This window comes from Marseilla massiliensis, from assembly GCF_016899855.1.
Classification (GTDB): Bacteria; Bacteroidota; Bacteroidia; order Bacteroidales; family Bacteroidaceae; genus Prevotella.
Map to the genome: position 1 here is coordinate 1 of NZ_JACJJG010000049.1, position 20,403 is coordinate 20,403.

Sequence of the window (20,403 nt, forward strand, 5' to 3'; positions counted from 1 at the left end):
CTTAAGTATTTTATAAAAACATTACATGGTTGATTTATGAAAGTAATCCATTACATTCCGAGCATTGACCGTTCTTCTGGCGGTGTAGGAAATTATTTACAACTATTGGCACATGATTTAGGTAATATTGCCGAACTTCATATCGTAAGTCATGAATCAGATAATGAATTGGCGATTGAAAATGTCTCAATTCATTATATTGACGGAAAACTGACGCATCTGCTTAAAGCGAAGAAACAGTTTTGTGATTTATTGAATGCTGTCAGACCGGATGTAGTTCATATTAACAGTTGTTGGGAAGTATTATGTTCATATACCGTTTTCTGGGCCAAGTCATTAGGTTATCGTGTCGTGATAACTCCGCACGGGATGCTTGAACCGTGGGTAATAAGAAAAAATTATTGGAAAAAGAAACTTCCGGCTTTACTGTTATACCAGAAAAGAGCTTTAAGAATGGCCGACGCAATTGTCGCTACTGCCCAAACAGAAAAAGAGAATTTACTCCGACTGAATTATAACAACAACGTTTATGTAGTTCCGACAGGTATCATCGTTGACAACATTCCAACAAAAAACAATTGGCAACTTAATAAAACAATATTATTTCTTGCATTGCTCAGACCGAATAAAGGTGCCGACTTATTAATCAAGGCTGTAAATAAATTGGGGAAAGAGCTTATAGGATATAATGTAATTATTGCCGGAAGCGGTGAAACCGTTTATGTTGAATCTTTAAAACAACTTGTATGCGAGTTGAATTTAAATAATACAATAACATTTACGGGGGCTGTTTATGGTGATGAAAAATGGAAACTATACCATAAGGCTGATATTTTCGTTTTACCAACGTTAAACGAGAATTTCGGCATAGTAGTGGCAGAGGCATTGGCTTGCGGCACTCCTGTTATCACTACTAAGGGGGCGCCGTGGAGCGACCTTGTAACGTGGAACTGCGGATGGTGGATTGAGCGCAGTGTTGACAGTCTGGTGGAGGCCATAAAGAGTTTTATGGCGCTGACCGATGACGAACTTGAGCGCATGGGACGCAACGGGCGGAGGCTTGTTGAAACGAAGTATTCGTCAAGACGTATGGCTGATGAAATGTTCAGGCTTTACGGGCGGCTGTCTGTTTGATGGCTTTTCGCGTTGCGTTTTGCCGTGTTTCGCGTTATGATTTGTGCTCTTTCGCAATGCGGTATGTGCCCTTTTGCAAAGCGGCACTTGCTTTTTAATAAATATGTGTGATATTTTTTGTTGTTCTGCCTTCATCTGTCAGTTTTTTCTGTAATTGACTGACATACAAATGATTATTGCCTGACAGAGGATTCTGGTATCTGTCAGCCGCTAAATGGCTGACTGTCAGCGGCAAACTCCTGCAACTGACAGATGACGGATGTTTATTTATGTTTAATGCGTTGACACGAGCCTGACAGGTAATGATTCATAGAATGTAATGTATGTGTTTAGGATAGTTTTGAGTTAAATGTCAAGAATAAAGAGCATAGACATAATAACGTCTCCTTTTGGCTGTATTCCTCCACACGCAATAGGAGCTGTCGAAAAGATGTGGAAAAGCTGTGGCGACTATTTCATGTCAAAGGGAATAAAGGTGGTTTTCGTTTGTAAGAGGCCGGATAACGGCTTAAATGCTGATTGTTTGTATGTAAATGGATATGAAAGAACGGGCAGTTGGTTGAAAGACTTTCTGCTGGATTTCGTTTACTCGTTCAAGGCTTTGAGGAATGCTCCACGCGCTGACGTGGTTGTGCTTAACACGATATGGTCACCCGTGCTGCTGCCTTTGTTCAATGGCAAATTTAAAGTGTCTGTATATAATGTTGCGAGATTTCCCAAGCATCAATTTGGATTTTATAAAGCTGTTGATGCCTTGTCTTGCGTGTCGATGGCTGTTTACGACAGCTTGGTACGTCAAACGCCTTCAGTAAAGGGAAAGTGTTGCGTAATATCAAATTTTGTCGATGAAAAAGTGTTCCGCCAACATAAGAGACATATATTGCCTGAAGTCCCTTGTGTGGTTTATTCGGGTCGCATCAACAGGGAAAAAGGACTTGATTTGCTCGTAAAGGCGGTGGATAAAGTCCGTAAATGCAGAAAGGTGTCTTTGAAATTGATTGGAGCTTACGATGTAGAGCGCGGAGGCAGTGGCCGGATTTATAAAGAAGAATTGGACAGATTGGCTGATGGTTGGGATATTGAATGGGTCAGTCCGATTTACTCTCCTGCTAAACTGGCTGAAGAAATGGACAAGGGGGACATATTTTGTTATCCGTCTGTGGCAGACAAAGGGGAAACGTTCGGAGTTGCTCCGCTTGAGGCGATGGCGTTAGGTTTGCCCACGATAGTTTCAGATTTGGCTTGTTTCAAAGATTTCATCCGTGACAAGGAGAACGGGTTGGTTTTCAATCACTGTTCAGCATTTGCTATTGATGAACTAAGCAAGTGTATAAATTCATTGTTATGTGACAAAGATTTATATGCCTTGCTTTCTGAGAATGCTGTGACAACGTCACATTCTTTCAGTGTGGAGGCAAAAGCAGAAGAGTATTTGTTGTTGTTTAATAATCTTTATTCTTTACATTCGACAGGGTTTGATTGTGGGAAAATGCGTATAATGAAACTTTAGTGATTTTATGAGCGGAAGGTTGTACAGAAAAGACGAACATCAAAAAAGCGCTGTATCTTGTCCATGGAGCATTAAAGATGCTATTTTGATACGTGTTTGGGAATTTGTCTGGACATTTTTTGTACGTTGGTTGCCAAAACCTTTTTTCAGGTGGCACATTTTCTTGTTGAAAATATTTGGATGTAAAATTCATGGGCGGCCATATATCGCCCCTACAGCCCGGATTTATGCTCCTTGGCTGTTGGAGATAGGTGATAAATCTTCACTTGGCACTAGGAGTGAGATTTATAATCTTGGGCCCGTCAGAATTGGCAAATATGTCACAATAGCCCAATACGCCTATATTTGTAACGGTACGCACGATTTGTCAACACGCCTTATGCCTCTTCTTGTTGGCGATATTGTTGTATGCGATAATGTTTTTGTAGGGGCGAAAGCGGTAATCCTTCCCGGACTTTATCTTGGAGAGGCGTCAGTTGTAGGCGCTGGTGCTGTTTTAACAAAGGATACGATACCATATTGTATTTATGCCGGCAATCCGGCTGTATACATAAAGAAGAGAATGTTGCAATAGCCATAAATCATAAGTGTTATTGCAAAATTAAATTAGTGGACACTTATAGTAAATCATACGATGCGTTGTCGCCTAAGGAGCGTTCGCGCCTGCTCCGCCGCCACGCCTTGCACTGCAAGTATGCCAAGGCCGTGGAGCTGTATGCCGACACGGACATGCCGCTCGGCAATATTGCCGGGGCCTGCGGGGTGAGCGCGGGCGGCTTGGGCAGCTATCTGCGCCGGTACTGGCGCGAGCTGGTGCTGCGCCGTCACGGCATTGGGACGGACGGCGGCGACCCGCTTGCGGTGAAGATTATACAGGCCGGCGGGCAGAGTACCGTGGCGCATGCCAAGTATAAGGACGCCGTGGCGGCATGTGACTCGCTCGATTATATCGACCTGAACGTGTCACAAATAGCGCGCAAGTACGGGCTTGACGGCACGGCACTGGCCAACTTCATGCGCGTGCATTACCCAGAAGCGCTTGTCAGGCGCGAGGAGTTGCGCCGCAAGCTGGGCGTCAACGACAATGTGTGGCATGGCGCACGCAAGGTGTGCGTTGACCAGTACGCCGACGCGGTGGAGCTTTACCGCTCAACCGACATGACCGTGGCCGAGATAGCCGAGAGGTGCAAGGTATCGGAGAGCGGACTAAGCCAGCATCTGCGCTTTTACCATAAGGATGTATTGACGGGAAAACGGCGTGTCCGCGCCGCGGCCAAGACTGGTCAGAAGGCCTACGGCCGCATACTGGGTAACGGCCGTAAATACCAGCCATCGGTGAAGACCGAGACAAAGTATGCCGAAGCTTTGAATTTATATAGAACTACCGCGCTAACCATGAAGGAGATTGTAAGTCGGACAGGCGTTCCGAAGGAAGGCTTCCGCTTCTATCTGCATAAGTGGCATAAAGAGCTGGTACTTGAGCGTCTTGGCGTTTCGGGCGATGTTGACGGACATGCCGACCTGCGCAGCGCACGCCGCAGAATGAAACCGACGGCTGCTAAATATGAGCCGGCCATAGAAAGCCTCCGGCAGCGACCAAGACCGACGGCAAAGGTCGCGGCCGAGTTTGGCCTGAACGCAGATGTATTCAGGGAGTATCTTCGCAGGCATAATCCTGAACTCCTTTGCCGTAAGGACATTGTACATATGGATAACGGTAAAAACGTGTCACTCAGCTGTAAAGAGAGGTATGCCGAAGCCATACGCCTGTATGCGACTACCGGTGAGGCGCTGCGCTCAATAGCGGAACGGCTCGGACTGGTGTATAAGACTGTTGACGGATTCGTGCGGCGCAATTATCCGGAAGCGGTAGCCCGCCATAATGAACTGATAAAATGTCCAGGCGTTCAAAAAGACAATAATAATTAATCATGGATAATTCAATAGCCGCGATAATTCTGACAAAAAATGAGGAAAAGCATATTGCCCGTTGTATAAATTCAATAAAAGGCGTGTGTGAAGAGATATGGGTGATTGACTCATTCAGCACCGACAAGACGTGTGAAATAGCAAAGGATTTGGGGGCTGAAGTCTGCCGTCATGAATGGAAAAATTATTCATCACAGTTTAATTTCGGGTTGTATGAGTGTCCTATTCGTTCTGAATGGGTGTGGCGCATCGACGCAGATGAGTATCTAAGCGGAAATTTAGGCATGGCTGTAAAAACTGCACTTGCACGGTGTGACCATGGTGTTAATGGTGTTTTCGTGCGTAGGCGTATCGATTTCATGGGGAGGCCGTTGTTGCATGGAGGGTGGTATCCGTCTTATTATTTAAAGGTCTTCAGGCGGGGACATGGCGAGTGTGAATGCCGTTGGATGGATGAGCATATATGTTTGTTTGACGGCACTACGATAACTGTAGACGACGGAGACCAAGTGGACGCTAACTTGAATGACCTTACGTGGTGGACAGAGAAACACAACTGTTACGCCACACGTGAGATGGCTGACTTGTTAATGGCTGAATATGGCCTTGATGACCGAGGTGCAAACGTTGAAGCAAAGTTTTTCGGTACGGAAGACCAGCGCAAGCGTTGGCTTAAGAAACGGTATGCCAAATCCCCGCTATTTATCCGTCCTTTCATTAATTTCATTTATCGGTATGTTTTTAGAGCCGGTTTCCTTGATGGCAAAGAAGGGTTTATTTGGCATATATTGCAAGGCTTTTGGTACAGGACTTTGGCCGACGCCAAGGTTTACGAGATAAAGAAACGCTTCAACTTCGACGATGAGAAGATAAAAGCGTACATACGGCAAGAGTACGGGCTTTAGTCTGCTGCCGTTAAGGTTATATTAGTTAAATAAGATGAAGGTTTCAATAATAACTTCTTGTTTCAACAGGGAGTCTACAATCGGCCAGACCATAGAGAGTGTTCTGGCACAAGATTATCCCGACATAGAATATTTAATCATTGACGGTGCAAGTTGCGACAATTCGCTTTCCGTAATAAGACAATACAAAAATGAGAAACGTATAACTAAAATATTGTCAGAGCCTGACAATGGAATGTATGAGGCCATTAACAAAGGAATAAGACTTGCCTCGGGTGATATTGTAGGACTGCTACATTCGGATGATTTCTTCTACAATACCCACGTAATATCTGATATAGTAAGAATCTTCAATGAAACAGGTGCCGATTTTGTTTACGGCAATGGACTTTATGTTGATACCGAACACACGGACAGAGTTGTGCGCAACTGGGTGAGCGGCCGTTACCACCGTTGGAAGGTGCGGTTCGGCTGGCTGCCGCTGCATCCTACGGTGTATATCCGCCGAGAAGTGTTGCGCCGTTGCGGCCTGTACGATGAAAGTTATAAAATAGCGTCAGATTCTGATTTTCTCGTGCGTTATCTTTATGAAAACAATCTTCATGTAGAATATCTCAATAAATATTTTGTCAAGATGCGCATGGGCGGATTGTCTACCGGGGGTGCCAGTCGTGCCAGCGTATGGGCCGAGGATGTAAGGATGTACAAGTCTCATGGTTTCCTTGGTGTTCCCACCAAGCTGATGAAAATTGGCTGGAAAGTGCCTCAGTTCATAGACGCAAAATTACGGAAAAAGTTTCACGATGACTGACATCGAGCATTTATTGTTTTATTTCCTTCGCCGTGGTCTTTGGGGAAGGGCTGACACTGATGACGTAAACGTTGACGACGGCGCTTGGGATAAACTTTTTTTGCTGTCTTGCCGCCATGCCGTTACGCCATTGGTCGCTGACGGTATAGCCTTAACGTCTTTACGCCCCCCGCAGGAACTTTGGCAACAATGGATAGCCATGTCCCTGCGTATCGAGATAATCAACGAGAGGATGGCACGTTGTGGAGAACTGTTGGTCAACTGGCTTGCCGACGAGAATATTTCCGCATCGGTATTCAAGGGGACATCCGTCGCCAGATGGTATCCCGAGCCGTTTCACCGTGGAAATGGCGACATCGACATTGTTGTCAACAATGGTTGGGACAGGCTTGAACGGTTGTTTCTGCGCTGCGGCATATCTTTCTTTTATGAAAGCGGCGAAATCATCGTGGAGCAACCTGAGGCCTTTGCGCCTTTTGTATCAGTGGCAGAAGCCAATAAAGGTGTACGCAATATCTTTACATTACCCGGCAACGAACCTTACCGCATAGAGTTTCATTACGCCTGCGAATCTCTTTACAATCCCTTTGCCGATGCCCGCCTTAAGCGCATGAGCGGCCACGAGTCTTCGTTGTACGTAAAGCGTTCGTTCAGCCTGTCGGGTGACGCTCCCGAGTTTTATCTGTCATGCCTTGTGTTGCATTTGCGGCGTCACGTCCTTTCTTACGGCATAGGGCTGAAGCAGGTGTGCGATGTTGCCGTGATGTTACGCCGTGCCAATCTCGACATAACACTGCTTGAATCACTTCTTCGGCGATTAGGAGCTTGGCGTTTCAGCCGTGTATTGTTCAGTTTTGTAGAGGTTTACCTTTATGGTATGCCTGTGCCAAGCCGCCGCGTGTCCGATAAGGATGTTGCCCTGCTCTACTCTATCTTCATGGACGACGGCTACATGCTGAAGATACAGCGTGAGGACATGGGACGGCGCGAGTCATCTTCGGCTATGCGCATCGTACACAACGGCTGGTTCTGGATAAGGCGCAGTATTCGTCTGTTTCGCCTGATGCCTGCCGAGGCTTTTTTCTTTGTATGCAGAAAAACTTATAAACGGTTACACACAGTAGTTTGTAAAACATTTAAAGTTATTCATATTATTCACTGATAAATTTAACGTATGATGAAAAAAACAATGTTTTTTATTTTGACGTTGTTGCTGATGTACGTCGGCGCCAGTGCGCAGACAGTGGTCAGCGACACTGTCCGTGGCGAATCGGTCGTTCAGCCGCAACCGACAGACGACCATTATCGTATTGTTACCAACCGATTTTGGGACAACTGGTTCGTGTTCGGAGAAGTTGGCGCTCATGCCTTTGCAGGTGATTACGGTAGTGTAGGCAAGTTTGGAGGATTGATTTCGCCTGATTTCAAGATTGGTTTCGGTAAGTGGTTTACACCTGGTATCGGTGCCAAGATACAGTTTGGCATGGGTGCCTCCAAGGGTTACAGTAAGGAGGAAACCATGTGGGCTACCGGAGAACAGCTTACTGCCGACGACGGCACGCCTTACTGGAAGACTAAGAACAAGTGGCTCGACTTCAGCGTCAATGCCATGTTCAACCTCTCGCGCCTGTTCTGCGGCTATGAGGGAAAGGAGTCAGACAAGCTGATGAACCAGTTTATCGCTTCAGTCGGCATCGGCGCGCTGCATCATTATGACATAGCAGCCCAGCGCAACGAGTGGAGCGGACATTTCGAACTGCAATACAGCCGTTTCTTCAGTAAGAAAAAAGACATTTCCCTTGATGTAAAGGCTCACGCGATTTTATATCAGACTAACTTCGACGGCATCACCAACAAAGCCAACGGAGAGGACAGCCGCTGGTTTGACGCCAACGTAGGCCTGAGCGTTGGTCTTACATATTACTTCAAGAAACGTCATTGGGATCGTTGTCTGCAATGTGAAGAGCCTGTCTATATCACCAACACTATACTGCCCGAACCTAATTGTCCGGAGTATAAAACAATGGTGTTCTACGTGTTCTTCCCGAATAACTATTCCGGCCGTGATGATGCTCCTATCGTAAAAGGTTCAAGCGTAAATGCCATTGACTACCTTGCTTCAGGCATATTCACGCAGAAACGCTTTGCTGATACTGATGCCGTGGCTTCGGCTCTTGCTTCGGGCCGTTCGCTCGCCTCATTCAAGACAGAGGATTTACCAACAGTGAAAGCCAATAAGTGTGAGGCTGACGGAATTGCGCGTGGTTACGAAATGTCATCATCACCGATTTCTCTTGATATGGATGCTGCCAGCATGAACGAGTTTAAGAACAAGGCCGGATTCTACTACGCACCGATTTACTCGGGTGATAAAACTTGGTATTACCGTGTTGATAACGAGACTTCAACTCAAAAACTGATTTCGGCTGAAAACTATAAAGAAAGTACATCTTACGGTCTTAATGCCCATTCAGGACTTGACGTTGTCAAACAGAACATGAAACTTGACGATGAAGCCGACTTGTACAGCTTTGCTGATATTTACGCAGCCGTTGAGGGTGACGGCGGATATATTTCGGGATTTGCCGACACTACTACCGTTGCCGAGCTGAAAAACATATTCGAGAACGGACGTATACAGTTTGTCTCGGCCGAAGGACTGGCCACAAGTCAGGACAACTACGTCGGCGAGGATGCCGAGAATGTAGGACTTGAGCGCAACAAGGCGTTGGCCTATAACCGTGCGCGCACCGTTATACAGTGGCTCAAGGACAGTGGAGTATTCAAGAACATCGGCCGTAACAGCTTCTCTCTTAATGCTTTGACTGATCCTATCAGCACAGTAAATGATAAGAGTACGCGCGGACTTAACGCAAAATTGAACCGTTGCGTAAAAGTGCGCATAAACTATGTGATCGAGAAACAATAACAATACACATGGCTCCCGTTGAAATGTCCGCAAACATCGTCCTGACGTTTGCGGACATTTGTGTTTTTTATTAATACCTTATTCAGGATATGGATTTTGATAACGAAGTGTTGTTCGATGAGATTTCCGCCTTGCTTGCTGGCGGGAAAGAAGTCTCGGTTACGGTCAAGGGGCACAGTATGATGCCGTTCCTTGTCGGGGGGCGTGACCGTGTCACCTTACGGCGTTGCGAGGACGGAAGCATACGCCGCGGCTGTGTCGTGCTTGCGCGTGTAAGCGGTGGTGAGCGTGTAGTGCTCCACCGCGTCATCCGGCGTTCAGGCGACAAGTTGGTATTGCAGGGTGACGGTAACCGCGTACAGACCGAAACAGCCGACGTGGCCAGCGTGGCCGGCGTGGCCGTGTCTTTTGTCCGCAAGGGTAAAACTTACCCCGCGCAAGGCCTTGTGTGGCGGGCATATTCACTGTTTATGGCGGCGTTCATGTCTTTAAGGCGTTTGCTGATAAAATTAAGGATTAACGGAGGATACATAAAACAGGCCTCAAAAGGTTACCGAGGCGGTATAATACTGAGCTGTGCCATAGGCATAACGGCTGTCATGCTCTCCCTCGCTTTCATATATTACTCGAAGCACGTCATTGACATGGCAACAGGCACAGCCTCAGGCAGTATCGCTTCCGCCCTGATAATTCTGGCAGTTATCATTATTCTTCAGTTGCTTTGCAGTGCGGCCGCCACGTGGGTAGGCGTACGCCTGCAAATCGGGCTGGGCAATTCTTTGCGCCACAACGTATTCTCGCATATCATTTCGGGCCGTTGGGCTGAGCTCGAACAGTTTCATACGGGCGACATCGTCAACCGTTTAGAGCGCGACACAGCTTCTGTCGTCAGCCTCTTGTCAGGCTCGCTGCCGGCTTTTGTCGTGTCGTTCGTGCAGTTTGTGGTGGCGCTCGCGTTCTTTTGCCTGCTTGACCCGTGGCTGCCGTGGCTCGTCGTGGCGGTCTTTCCGCTGTTGCTGTTGGCCGGCCGGTTTTACACTAAGAAGATGTACCGCTACACCCGCCAGATACGTAAAAGCGACAGCCTGATACAGTCAACCATACAGGAGAGCCTGCAACAGCGCGTCGTCGTAAAGGCGCTTGAGCAGGCGGCGGGCCGTGTGGGCACGCTCGACAGTCAGCAGTCGGCGCTGCGCTCACAGATTATGGGGCGTACACGCTTCTCCATATTGTCACGTTCTTTCATCTCGGCGGCTTTCGCCATAGGCTATCTGGCCGTGTTCGCGTGGGGCGTCGTGCTGCTCAGTTCAGGCGCGATAACATTTGGCACGATGGCCGCTTTCCTGCAGTTGGTGGGCAAAGTGCAATATCCTATACTCGACATGGCGCGCATTGTGCCGTCGCTGGTCGAGGTACTCGCCTCGGTAGACAGGCTGCGCGAACTCGAACAGGTGCCGTCTGAGGACGAATCGCGCCGTGTGCTCATGCCCTGTGTGCCTGACGTGGTGCTTGATAATGTCACCTTCACTTACGACGCAAGTGAGCGCCCCGTGCTTGACGGCTTCTCTTACGTATTCCCGGCAGGCAGCTGTACGGCCGTAGTGGGCGTAACGGGCCGCGGCAAGACCACCCTGATACGCCTGCTTCTCGCCTTCGTCACTCCCGTCACGGGCAGAATATCGCTCGTCTGCGGCGGCGAGTGCCGCGACGTGTCGCCGCAGACGCGGTGCAACTTTACATACGTGCCGCAGGGCAACACCCTCTTCAGCGGCACCATACGCGACAACCTGCTGATGGGCAACCCCGCAGCTACTGATGACGACATACGCCGCGCGCTCAGCGCGGCCGAGGCCGGATTTGTTTATTCTCTGCCCGCCGGCATCGACACCCGCATCGGCGAGCAGGGCGGCCGCCTCAGCGAGGGGCAGGCCCAGCGCATAGCCGTGGCGCGCGCCCTGCTCAGGCAGAGCCATGTGCTGCTGCTTGACGAGGCCACATCGTCGCTTGACGTAGCCACCGAGAGCCGCCTTATAGGCAATCTGCGCCGCGAGTGCCGCGGCAAGACGTTCATCATCGTAACCCATCACGAGGCCGTAGCCGCCGCCTGCGACGCCGTGCTGCGGCTTTAGCCCGACGGCCGTCAGTCACTTACGGTGACAAGTCCCTTAGCACTCATCGCCGTAAGCAGGTCGCTGATGTCGGCAAGAGCCTGGTCTACAGTTACGTCATACTCGGCGGCGAGCCGCGCCGCAAGTTCCTCAGCCGTGCAGACGCCCTCCTGCATGGCTTTTATTATGCTTACGGCTGTGTCGTTCAGCATCTCCATTTTCGAGAAGTCTACCTCTCCGCTTGCGTCTATCAGCACGTGTTCGCCCGCGATGCTCCTGATTAGGAGCCCTTCCTTTATCTTTGCTTTCATTGCTTTGTTTATTAGTTTCGGTTCATGTTTGCCTGTGTCTGGCGTCCGTTCCGCATGGCGCATTGTGGCTTTTGTTAAGCTGCCTTCAGCCTTTGTCGGTGATAGTCCGTGCCGTCCATGCTTTCGTCCGTCGGCGGTTAGCCCGCATCCGCGTGTAGGGACGCTCGGTCTGAGCGTCCGGGTAATGTCGTAAACGCCCCTCCGCGCCAAGTGTTGATATGCCGGACGCTCAGACCGAGCGTCCCTACAGGTTGGGTAATTCGTGGCGATTTTGTGGGTAAGTGCCCTCGCTTTGCCCTGCTGCCGATTGTTCCCAAATGCCGGGTTTATGCCAAACTCGTGCGTATTTAATAATAAAAGGTTGTGCTGCATATAGCGGCGCAACCTTTTATCGTGTCAGACTATTTGTTATTCTTATTGTTGAATGTTGATTATCTTTATCGGATGGTTCAGCTCCATCTTCGTAGGCAGCCCTTGATTTCTTGTCTTTGCCAAAGCCGCACTTGCCGACGCAGCACTTGTTGAACTTGGGTTAAATGCTTCTTTCAGGTTGTTTATGTCAAAAGCCAACGTAATCCAGTGCACTGTATTCGTTTCCAGTGTCATTCGTGGAACTTGTACTTTGAACCATTTAGCACCAACGTCGCTTGTCAAAAAATCGCTTGCTTCTTGCTTTATGTCAGGTGTGTATTTAATGAATGCGTAAATGGAGAACTCTTCAACAGGTATATTTGTATTTAACGGGGAGAATAAATAATTTCCTGCTTGGGTTTGATACCCATATCCGCGATACGTATAATCGATATAACCGTCAAAATGTCCGTCCCCATCTGTGTCTGTCTCTCCACTATATCCATTGCGTGATGTAGTGAATTGAACGTATTGTTGGTTATTGGTCACATAAAACCCTCCTTCGGCATTGTCTGTATTATCGCTAAATACATTATATTTGTCGGTGAAGTTCGGTCCGATGTAAAGTTTTATATAGAAATTTTCAGGAGCAAATTGTTCGCCACCCATAGTTTCAATCCACTCCGATGAAGTTATATTGTAATATCCATCTTCACCGCCTTTCACGTCTGTAAACATGAGGAATGTCTTGAACGCTGTGCAATGGCGTTCCATATCGATATGTGGTTCGCCTTCTTGAAGAAGTGCAATAAGTTCTTCTTTACTATAGTCCAAGGCACTTCTTAACAGTTCCTTATTAACTTCATCGTCTTGCACGAACACATCCCTACCTGAAACAGGAGAACCTCCATCTTCTAATATAGTTGGTTCCCAGTAAGTGCCAGGCACTGTTGAGAAATATACTTCATCAGTGTTTCCCAATGTAATGGATTGTCCGTCTTTGGTACTTATGGTGTATCCTTCTTCATTATCTAAGACCGTAACCTCGAGATGGATGCCTTGACATCCGTCACAGTATTCAACATCTTGCAATGGTATGCGGATAGACTTATGTCCTTCAGCGTCTGTTAAATTGTCTGCGCTATGGAGATAAATGTATTTGTAAGGATAAGCATCCGTAAATTTTCCACTTTCATCAGGGCCGCCTCTCGTTATCATATTGGCATTTTTACTACTGTCGGCGGTTAATAGCAGGTCTCCATAATAAGTACCAGGCACGGCTTGTCCTGTCGTTCCGTCTTCAAAATAGTTTTCTTCATTTGAGCAAGCTCCCAATATGAAGCACAAGGCAAGCGCAATAATTATATTTATATGTTTCATAATCTACTCGTTAAAATGTCATTTTATAATTAACTGTTTGGCGTCCAATCGTGCCATCCTTCTCCTGGCATGGTCTCCCATGTTTGGAAATGGTCAATTCGAGTCCCGCTTCCGTCGTTGTTTATTACGTGTATGCACGGGCTACCACAGTACGCCGTACTACACACCGGGTTCTGGAACTTCCATTCCACAGATTTTATTGTTGGCTTTACATACTTTTTTCTCATTGACATTCTCCTTTCTATTAAATTCAGTTTTCGCATTTTGGTTGCAAAGTTATCACATTATTTAATAAAAGAGAAAGACTACGGGGATTAACAGGTGACAACAAGTCACAAAGAGGTGACAAATAGTCACCGGCATGAATTATCGTGCATAATTATGCTTTACGTTAATTCATAAAAGACGGCCTTTTGGCTTGTAAAAGGTGCTCTTTCAGGCTGCGAAAGGTGGCCTTTTACAAGCCAAAAGAGCGTCTTTTACGAATGAGGGCGCAACGGTCGGAATGATGTAATCACAAACATGTAATTCTATTTTACGCAAATTCAGCTCGGTAAGCAGACGCCCCTTTACCTGCCTGGCAAGCATAAGTCTCTCAGGATAAGGCTGTTAGCCCTGTCAACCACACTTGTATCGAGCGATGCGAGGTAAATACGTGTAGTCTCCTCAGAGTCGTGGCCCATGCCCTCGCTGATGACCGAGAGCGGTATGTTCTTGCTCTTGGCCACGCTTGCCCAGCAATGGCGCGCGCAGTGCATGGTAAGGGGTATGCCCAGTCCGGCCATACGGGCGACTTTTTTCAGTGCCATGTTGATACGGCAGATGGCGTTGAGATATTGCGTCCGCTCGTCGGCAGACGGGTTGGTGATTATGGGCAGAAGGTGTGGCGTGGGGTTGCTGCCGTACTTGGCGATGATTTCATCCATGCACTCCTCCCACCTGACGGCAAGCTGCTGACCGGTTTTCCGCCTGCGGTACGTCAGGATGCCGTCCTTCAAGTCGGACTTTTTCAGGTATGCCATGTCGACAAACGACATACCGCGGGTGTAGAATGAAAAGAGGAACATATCCCTCGCATAGCCGAGGTGCGGCTTACGGGTAAGGTCAAGCTCCTTGATACGCCGTATGGCACTCAGCGGAATGGCGCGTTTTACGGTCTTGTCTATGCCCGTATAGACGTGCTTGAAGGGGAATTTCTGTTCCGTCAGTTTATTCTCTACGGCACGGTTATAGACGGCACGGAGTATGCGCATATAGAAGGATATGGTGTTTGGGCAGTTGCCGTTGGCCCTGAGCCACGCCTCATAGAGCATCGCCGTGTAGCCGTCAATGTCGAACAGGAGAATGTCGCGCCCTCCACGGAACTTCATGAAACTGGTTAAGGCGGCGGTATAGGTCTCGGACGTGCGCACCTTGCCGAGCTGCCTCAACCGGCCTATGAGGCCCCGCATAAAGTTGAATAAGGTGTGTCCGTCCGCTTGTCTGCCAAATTTTTCTATGATATTGCCGACAGAATAAGTCGCGCCCAGCATTTCATACCGCGCGATGATGATGCGCAACCGACGGATGTCCCAGCGGATGCACTCTGCAATGCTGTACAGATACTGCTTCCTGTACCCTACTGCCTCAGGCGTGATTCTGACGGACGACGTATCATCGTCCCATTCAGCGTCAAACACGCGGAAGCCAGTCCCTATCTGGCGGACCGCCCGCTTGTGGATTACCTGATAATAGATACTGCCCTCCCTGCCCTCTATGGCTGAAGGACGAAATTTCACCTTGATGGATGTCATTCACTTTAATTTTATTATATTGGATTTATTCTCTTCATTTCTCACTTTTCAATCCGCCTGCCGAATACGGCTGGCGTAAACCTACTCCAACCGTTCCCGTCAGTTTCATTTATGCTCCAACAGCCACGACCGCCCTGGAAATGCCGTTCTTATTCTGCCATGTCTTCACTAATGGGAACCATGCTTTCACGCCTTTGCATATTCTCCATGTATTCCTCGTATGTCACGGCTTTGCGTTTTGCCTCCTGCCACGAGCGTTCACGCACCGCTTGTTCATATTGCTCGAAAGCTCTTGCACGTTCTTTGAGGAAGTCACGCAGGCCACGTATAATGACTGAAGGCGTGAAATAGCTGTAAAACTGGCCATATCGGCCTGCGCTGAAGCGATAGAAGAACAGCATGAGTTCGTCTGTTTTCAGATAATAAAACTCGGTGGTTATTATCTTTGCGGTCTTGGCAAGCTGATGTCTGTCGGCCTGTCCCTTCAGTCCTTCAAAGTCGCCAAGCTCATAAAGTTGGGGAACGAGCCACGCCTCAGCCGCCGTTTCGCCGTAACAGGCGTTCAGCTGAGATAAGGTCGGAGAACTGCCGAAGTGGCATTTGTCGGGATTGTTACAGACTTCCAACTGACGGTCAGGGCTGTTGGCAAGCATGAAATCCTTGATTGTAGGATACAAACGCCTAAGTTCGTCATACTGTTTCCTCGCAGTCGGTGTTGCACTTTGCGATGAGTTCTTCGGTGAGTCTTGCCGCATCGTCCCTTGCGCATTCTCTCGTTTGGGAAATTGTATCGGCGTTCCGTTTATATTTTCCATAAGTCGTTGGTATTATCGGTTCTGTTTCCCATGTGCGGCCGGCAAGGAAGTTGCAGAAGTTCTTGCGGTATTTCGGGTCAGGACGTGCCGCGACGTATTGAGGCACATAGGCAAGTATTGCTTCACGCTCCTCGTCAGACAACCCGTTCCATTGTTGTTCAAGCTGCATTTTGTTGCCCACGGGCTTGCCGTACATTGCCCATACACAGTCAAATGAACGGTCATTTTGAGATGCTTTGTCGTGTTCGGGCTGACTGGTTATATCTTCTTGAACAATTATTTTCCGGTCTTCAAGAGTATTATTAATTAATTTTTCTTCTTTAAAATTACTATTATAATTTTCCCCGTTTGGCATACATTCGCTTGCGACGGCAACCGTTCTGTTCCGTTGGGATGCGGTCGTATGCGGTGGCAAGTGACCGCATTCAGTGGTTTTCGGTTTGTTTATATTCACCGTAGCATAACGTTTCCTTGCGTTGATGGCGTTTTTCTCGCACTTCTCCTGATAGGCTTCAACGTTCTTGTCTATCTGCGACTTGAACATACTGAACACTGCCGTCAAAGCCTTGTCGCTCCACTTCGGTACAGTTCCGTTTGAGGCGTAATCAAACAGAGCCTTAAACAGACGTCCGGCCATAGCGTCGTCAAGGCAGGATACGGCCTCCGCATTGCTGATGCAGACGGCGAAACTCTTAATCTTTTTGTCCATACGCCTTGCCATTCAATAAATCGAGAACATCAGTGTACTTGTACATCACCCTGCGTTGCCCTACTTTCTTTGAACATAAGATGCCTGCCTTGTTCCACCTCCATAGAGTGCTAAGGTCAACATGCAACATCCGCGCGGCTTCGTCCCTTGTTATGAATCTTTCCTTGTCGGGTAAGACTGTGTTACGTTTTTCGTCATTAAGAGCATTGAAGTTTTTCAATGCGATGCTGCCATTTACGGCCTTGTTGATAAGTTCGTCAAGGTCGGCTTTCGTAATGATGACTAATTGAGTTCCAAAAGGTGCTTTTTCGTCTTCCATTTTACCTGTTTTGCTTTGTAATACATCATCTTTTATGAATATCCTTTTGACCGGCGTTGTTTCCGCCTTGCAGAAGGCGGTTTTCATCGTAAAGTCGTCAATGCAAAGATATTTATTCCAATGTTATAAAATCGACGGTAAAAGCCACAAACACAGGGATTTGCAATAAAGTAACATGAAATTCTACGGTGTTCCAAGAAAAGTTCGACGGCGTTCTGCAAAGTTCCGTATAGTTCAAAAACAAAATTGCCTCCAATGGCATAAACCAAAGGAGGCAGTTCCTAATGAAAAATTATAAAGAGGTTACTTTTTCTTGCTTGCCATAATTTTCTTCATGAGCTGCTTCATCGTTCTTATTTCCGTCAGCTTCTTTTCGTCCGGCTCTTCTTTTGTCAGGTTGCTTTTCTGCACGCTGTAATTGTTCTTGCTCCCGACGACATCCTCGCCGAACATCCTTACCGCTTCGGTGTAGGAAGGAATTGAAATCAGCCAGTTCATGTTTGTGTCGGCACCGCAATAAAAGGCAAGTACAACATTCTTGCCACCGCTGTTTTCCTTGAACAGTTCCTCGTATGTTTCAAACACAGGCTCATCAACATACGCCTTATTTACGTACTGCCTGATGAAGTAGGCTTTCATCGCACTGTAATGGTCTGTATCTTCTTGATCTTTGGTCTTAATTCCGTTTGTTTTTAATGAATAATCCTGTACTGAAACATCATTCTTACGCAGCCGTCTTGATATTTTCTCTACAGGGATGAAATCGCACAACAACCTTATGAGGGAAAACACCATGACAATGGCAGACAGCACGACAACTATCCAAAGCCAGAACTTAGCCTCTGAAGAGATGCGATAACCTGACAACAGCATGGCTACCCCAACGGCCAAAATCGGGATAGATACTCCCAAACCGGAGTATATGAAGACCTTGAAACTTCTGTCATTTAATTTCATTGCTGTCTTTTACTTGTGTTTACGAGCTTGAAAGTCACGGAATTTTGCGGAAAATCTACGGAATTTTTGCGGAAAACGCCACAGTCACAAATATTCGTAATTATCAGATAATCAATATTTTAACCCTCAAATTTGCGGAAAATCCGCGGAATTTTCACGGAAAATACACAGAAAACTTGCAGAATTATTCAGCCAGTTTCCATAGCCGTTCCTTGTTAAACTCAATCTTGCCGTTTTCCTTTAACTTCTTCAAGAGGTAGTCAACCTTGTTTCTCTTTTGCCTTTCTGTCAAGACATCCGACAACTTGCTGAACAGCAATCCGTTAATGTCTTTCCGCGAAGCCTTGCCGAATTTCTTTAAATATTCAAGGACGAGCTTCATAAAATATTCATCGTCAAAACTTCTGTTCTTTATATATTGCCCTTTAAGGTTCGCGTCTTTGGTCTTTGACACCACCTTATGGGCAAGATAGAAGTTCGGTTTGCGCCCTTCAATAAACTTGTGTTTCCTCAAGTAAGCGGCTTGCTCGTCGGTTATGGCTTTCTTCTTTTGTACCTTGTCAAGCAGCATGATGTCGTCAAGATGCAGTTCGGGATTATCAGTCAAGATGCGTGCAAAGTTCTCGTCAATCACCTTTCCTATTATTGTTACCCGTACCTTGCCACCTGACAAGTCATATTCTGGCATCGGGAACAGCCTTATGCGCTGGTTCACAAACATCTTCTTTATGCCTCCGCCCTCGGTTTCAATCATGTTCAGGTTGCGCATCGCCTCAACGAGGAAGCGGTTGCGGTAAACAGACTCGGGGCAGTCTTTCGTTACGACGTTCTCGACACTTTCTGGCAAGAACGTTCCGTAATTTTGAAATATGATGTGGTCGTCCTCATATTCCACGACTTCTATTCTCGCGCATTTCGTGTAATCTTGATGGGCTATTGCATTGTTCAGCGGCTCGCGAATATTGAACATATCATAGCGCAACATTTCGTCAGGGAAAAGAGAGTCAGGGCGTACAAGCCTGTATTTGACGTTTCTCACCTTGTTGTAAAGCCTGTCCACGCTTAGGAGCAGCGGCATTGGCAATATCTCGTAATCCTTATTTTGTGTCGAACCAGCTTCACGCAACGACCAACGGATGCAGGCGACGTAAGGACTAAGCAAATGTTCGCTCTCTTCTTTGCCCAACAACACCAATGCCGCACGTGTAATCTTTCCGTTAATCGTTATTTTTGCTTTATCCAAGAATTTCGCGTCATCCCATACTGAGATTTCTGCCTTGCGGAAAGGATTTCTTTTTACATACTCCTTACGTGCTTTTTCTATTGCCTCAGGGTCAAGGTCGTCAATAGTCGCTCCATCAACAACGGTGACACTCCAATCATCGGTGATAATAAGTTCGGACAAGATGGTTTGCAACCTGTTATCTGTCATCTCAACCAACGAATCACCAATGCGTTGCCAAGCCTTGTTGTGGGCGTAGACCGGAAGTCTTGGCTTATGCTTTGGTATCGTTACAATCCAAACAATCTCGCCAGTATCTTCGGCTTTCAGTTCGTCAATATTCAAGTCTTCAGACGGAAGATTTCTGCATTGACGAACAATAGTCGACTTTGCAGATTCTATTGTGTAAGTTCCAAATTCTTTAATACCAATAACATCAAAGGTCTTATCTTGTATTCCAATTACTACCGCACCGCCGTTCATGTTGGAAATGGCGGACACATACGACACCACATCATCGCTTTCATGTCCGCAAAGACTGTTCTTGAGATTTTTGTATTCTTTCCAATCACATCCTTCATTTTCACGAGGGTATTGGATTCGTATGTATTCGGAAATTTCCTGTTTGGTCATAATCGGTATTTATAATTGGATTTCAACGTACAAAGATATAAAATGTTATGAAATAAGGAAAGCGTAGTAATATTTATAAGTTGGTTTGCCCTAACATTTTCTTCAGCAACGCCTTCATCTGTTCCGGCGACATACTGTCTACGTCGATATTGTCCCCGTCTTCGTTAACGTTTAACAGCTTGGAATTGTATTTAAATCTTGTTTCAAGTGGGTACATATCCTGATAACTGCTTGTTACATTATTTCCCTGTGAATGTCCCATGCTTTCGGAAATGTACAATTCTTCCACTCCAAGATGTTTCAGGTTTGTGGCAAAGGAGTGTCGCGCCCATGTACCCGACGGCTCTTTGTCCCATTTCAGCACATCCTTACAGATGTGGATGACCCTGTTGGAAAAGCCACGCGACTTTGACCCTTTTGGCCAAGCAGGACTGTCCCCTTTGGCTACAATATGATTGACCCTTCTGGCCAAAATAGTATTGACCACTTAGTTCACCTATTGTTATAGATTTTTTTTGTGTAGATTTGAGTGCCCGAGTCCTGGTGTAACGGGGGTGATAATAAAATCTATACAAATGGATAAACGA

Annotated in this window: 18 protein-coding genes; 9 read left to right on the forward strand and 9 right to left on the reverse strand. The window is 47.0% G+C overall.

Translation table 11 applies throughout. The annotated features are described in order from the left end of the window. Nucleotides 1-36 precede the first annotated feature (36 nt). The 9 genes from H6A34_RS09095 (at nucleotide 37) to H6A34_RS09135 (ending at nucleotide 11,347) form a co-directional block, all read left to right on the forward strand. Complete coding sequence (locus H6A34_RS09095) at nucleotides 37-1,134, forward strand: glycosyltransferase (protein WP_205105049.1); 1,098 nt, start codon at nucleotides 37-39, stop codon at nucleotides 1,132-1,134. Nucleotides 1,135-1,483: 349 nt separating this feature from the next. After that, on the forward strand, nucleotides 1,484-2,644 hold the full coding sequence (locus tag H6A34_RS09100) for a glycosyltransferase family 4 protein (protein WP_205105051.1): 1,161 nt from the start codon (nucleotides 1,484-1,486) through the stop codon (nucleotides 2,642-2,644). 7 nt (nucleotides 2,645-2,651) lie between these two features. Continuing rightward, complete coding sequence (locus H6A34_RS09105; protein WP_205105052.1) at nucleotides 2,652-3,218, forward strand: acyltransferase; 567 nt, start codon at nucleotides 2,652-2,654, stop codon at nucleotides 3,216-3,218. Nucleotides 3,219-3,253: 35 nt separating this feature from the next. Continuing rightward, nucleotides 3,254-4,573 carry a hypothetical protein gene (locus H6A34_RS09110; RefSeq protein ID WP_338088648.1) on the forward strand — a complete coding sequence of 440 codons (1,320 nt, stop codon included), beginning with the start codon at nucleotides 3,254-3,256 and terminating at the stop codon, nucleotides 4,571-4,573. 2 nt (nucleotides 4,574-4,575) lie between these two features. After that, complete coding sequence (locus H6A34_RS09115; RefSeq protein WP_205105054.1) at nucleotides 4,576-5,478, forward strand: glycosyltransferase family 2 protein; 903 nt, start codon at nucleotides 4,576-4,578, stop codon at nucleotides 5,476-5,478. A gap of 34 nt (nucleotides 5,479-5,512) precedes the next feature. Beyond that, entirely contained in the window at nucleotides 5,513-6,289 is a 777-nt protein-coding gene (locus H6A34_RS09120) for a glycosyltransferase family 2 protein (protein WP_205105056.1), read from the forward strand. After that, on the forward strand, nucleotides 6,282-7,451 hold the full coding sequence (locus H6A34_RS09125) for a nucleotidyltransferase family protein (RefSeq protein ID WP_205105058.1): 1,170 nt from the start codon (nucleotides 6,282-6,284) through the stop codon (nucleotides 7,449-7,451). The genes H6A34_RS09120 and H6A34_RS09125 overlap by 8 nt, the downstream gene beginning before the upstream one ends. A 27-nt stretch (nucleotides 7,452-7,478) precedes the next feature. Continuing rightward, nucleotides 7,479-9,218 carry a hypothetical protein gene (locus tag H6A34_RS09130; RefSeq protein ID WP_239480824.1) on the forward strand — a complete coding sequence of 580 codons (1,740 nt, stop codon included), beginning with the start codon at nucleotides 7,479-7,481 and terminating at the stop codon, nucleotides 9,216-9,218. An 89-nt stretch (nucleotides 9,219-9,307) separates the two neighbouring features. Next, a complete protein-coding gene (locus tag H6A34_RS09135; protein WP_205105059.1) occupies nucleotides 9,308-11,347 on the forward strand; it encodes an ABC transporter transmembrane domain-containing protein in 2,040 nt (679 codons plus the stop codon). An 11-nt stretch (nucleotides 11,348-11,358) separates the two neighbouring features. Here H6A34_RS09135 and H6A34_RS09140 read toward each other — a convergent pair whose 3' ends face one another. The 9 genes from H6A34_RS09140 to H6A34_RS09180 all read right to left on the reverse strand — a co-directional run bounded on the left by H6A34_RS09140 (nucleotide 11,359) and on the right by H6A34_RS09180 (nucleotide 20,303). Beyond that, a complete protein-coding gene (locus H6A34_RS09140) occupies nucleotides 11,359-11,637 on the reverse strand; it encodes a PqqD family peptide modification chaperone (RefSeq protein ID WP_205105061.1) in 279 nt (92 codons plus the stop codon). A 414-nt stretch (nucleotides 11,638-12,051) separates the two neighbouring features. Next, nucleotides 12,052-13,368 (reverse strand): hypothetical protein, encoded by a 1,317-nt coding sequence (locus H6A34_RS09145; protein WP_205105064.1) that lies wholly within the window; start codon nucleotides 13,366-13,368, stop codon nucleotides 12,052-12,054. A 569-nt stretch (nucleotides 13,369-13,937) separates the two neighbouring features. Continuing rightward, a complete protein-coding gene (locus tag H6A34_RS09150) occupies nucleotides 13,938-15,161 on the reverse strand; it encodes a tyrosine-type recombinase/integrase (protein WP_205105066.1) in 1,224 nt (407 codons plus the stop codon). A gap of 149 nt (nucleotides 15,162-15,310) precedes the next feature. Beyond that, on the reverse strand, nucleotides 15,311-15,916 hold the full coding sequence (locus tag H6A34_RS09155) for a DUF6633 family protein (RefSeq protein ID WP_205105068.1): 606 nt from the start codon (nucleotides 15,914-15,916) through the stop codon (nucleotides 15,311-15,313). Then, nucleotides 15,852-16,685 carry a DUF6291 domain-containing protein gene (locus tag H6A34_RS09160; RefSeq protein WP_205105069.1) on the reverse strand — a complete coding sequence of 278 codons (834 nt, stop codon included), beginning with the start codon at nucleotides 16,683-16,685 and terminating at the stop codon, nucleotides 15,852-15,854. Before H6A34_RS09160 ends, H6A34_RS09155 begins: the two co-directional genes overlap by 65 nt. Further along, the gene (locus tag H6A34_RS09165) at nucleotides 16,669-17,004 is read right to left on the reverse strand and encodes a helix-turn-helix transcriptional regulator (RefSeq protein ID WP_205105071.1); all 336 of its coding nucleotides are present in this window, start codon (nucleotides 17,002-17,004) and stop codon (nucleotides 16,669-16,671) included. Before H6A34_RS09165 ends, H6A34_RS09160 begins: the two co-directional genes overlap by 17 nt. A gap of 303 nt (nucleotides 17,005-17,307) precedes the next feature. Then, nucleotides 17,308-17,961, reverse strand: a complete 654-nt coding sequence (locus H6A34_RS09170; protein WP_205105073.1) for a hypothetical protein — start codon at nucleotides 17,959-17,961, stop codon at nucleotides 17,308-17,310. A gap of 184 nt (nucleotides 17,962-18,145) precedes the next feature. Beyond that, nucleotides 18,146-19,816: an RNA-binding domain-containing protein gene (locus H6A34_RS09175; RefSeq protein WP_205105075.1), complete on the reverse strand. Its 1,671-nt coding sequence runs from the start codon at nucleotides 19,814-19,816 to the stop codon at nucleotides 18,146-18,148. Nucleotides 19,817-19,889: 73 nt separating this feature from the next. Beyond that, entirely contained in the window at nucleotides 19,890-20,303 is a 414-nt protein-coding gene (locus H6A34_RS09180) for a hypothetical protein (RefSeq protein ID WP_205105077.1), read from the reverse strand. Nucleotides 20,304-20,403 lie beyond the last annotated feature (100 nt).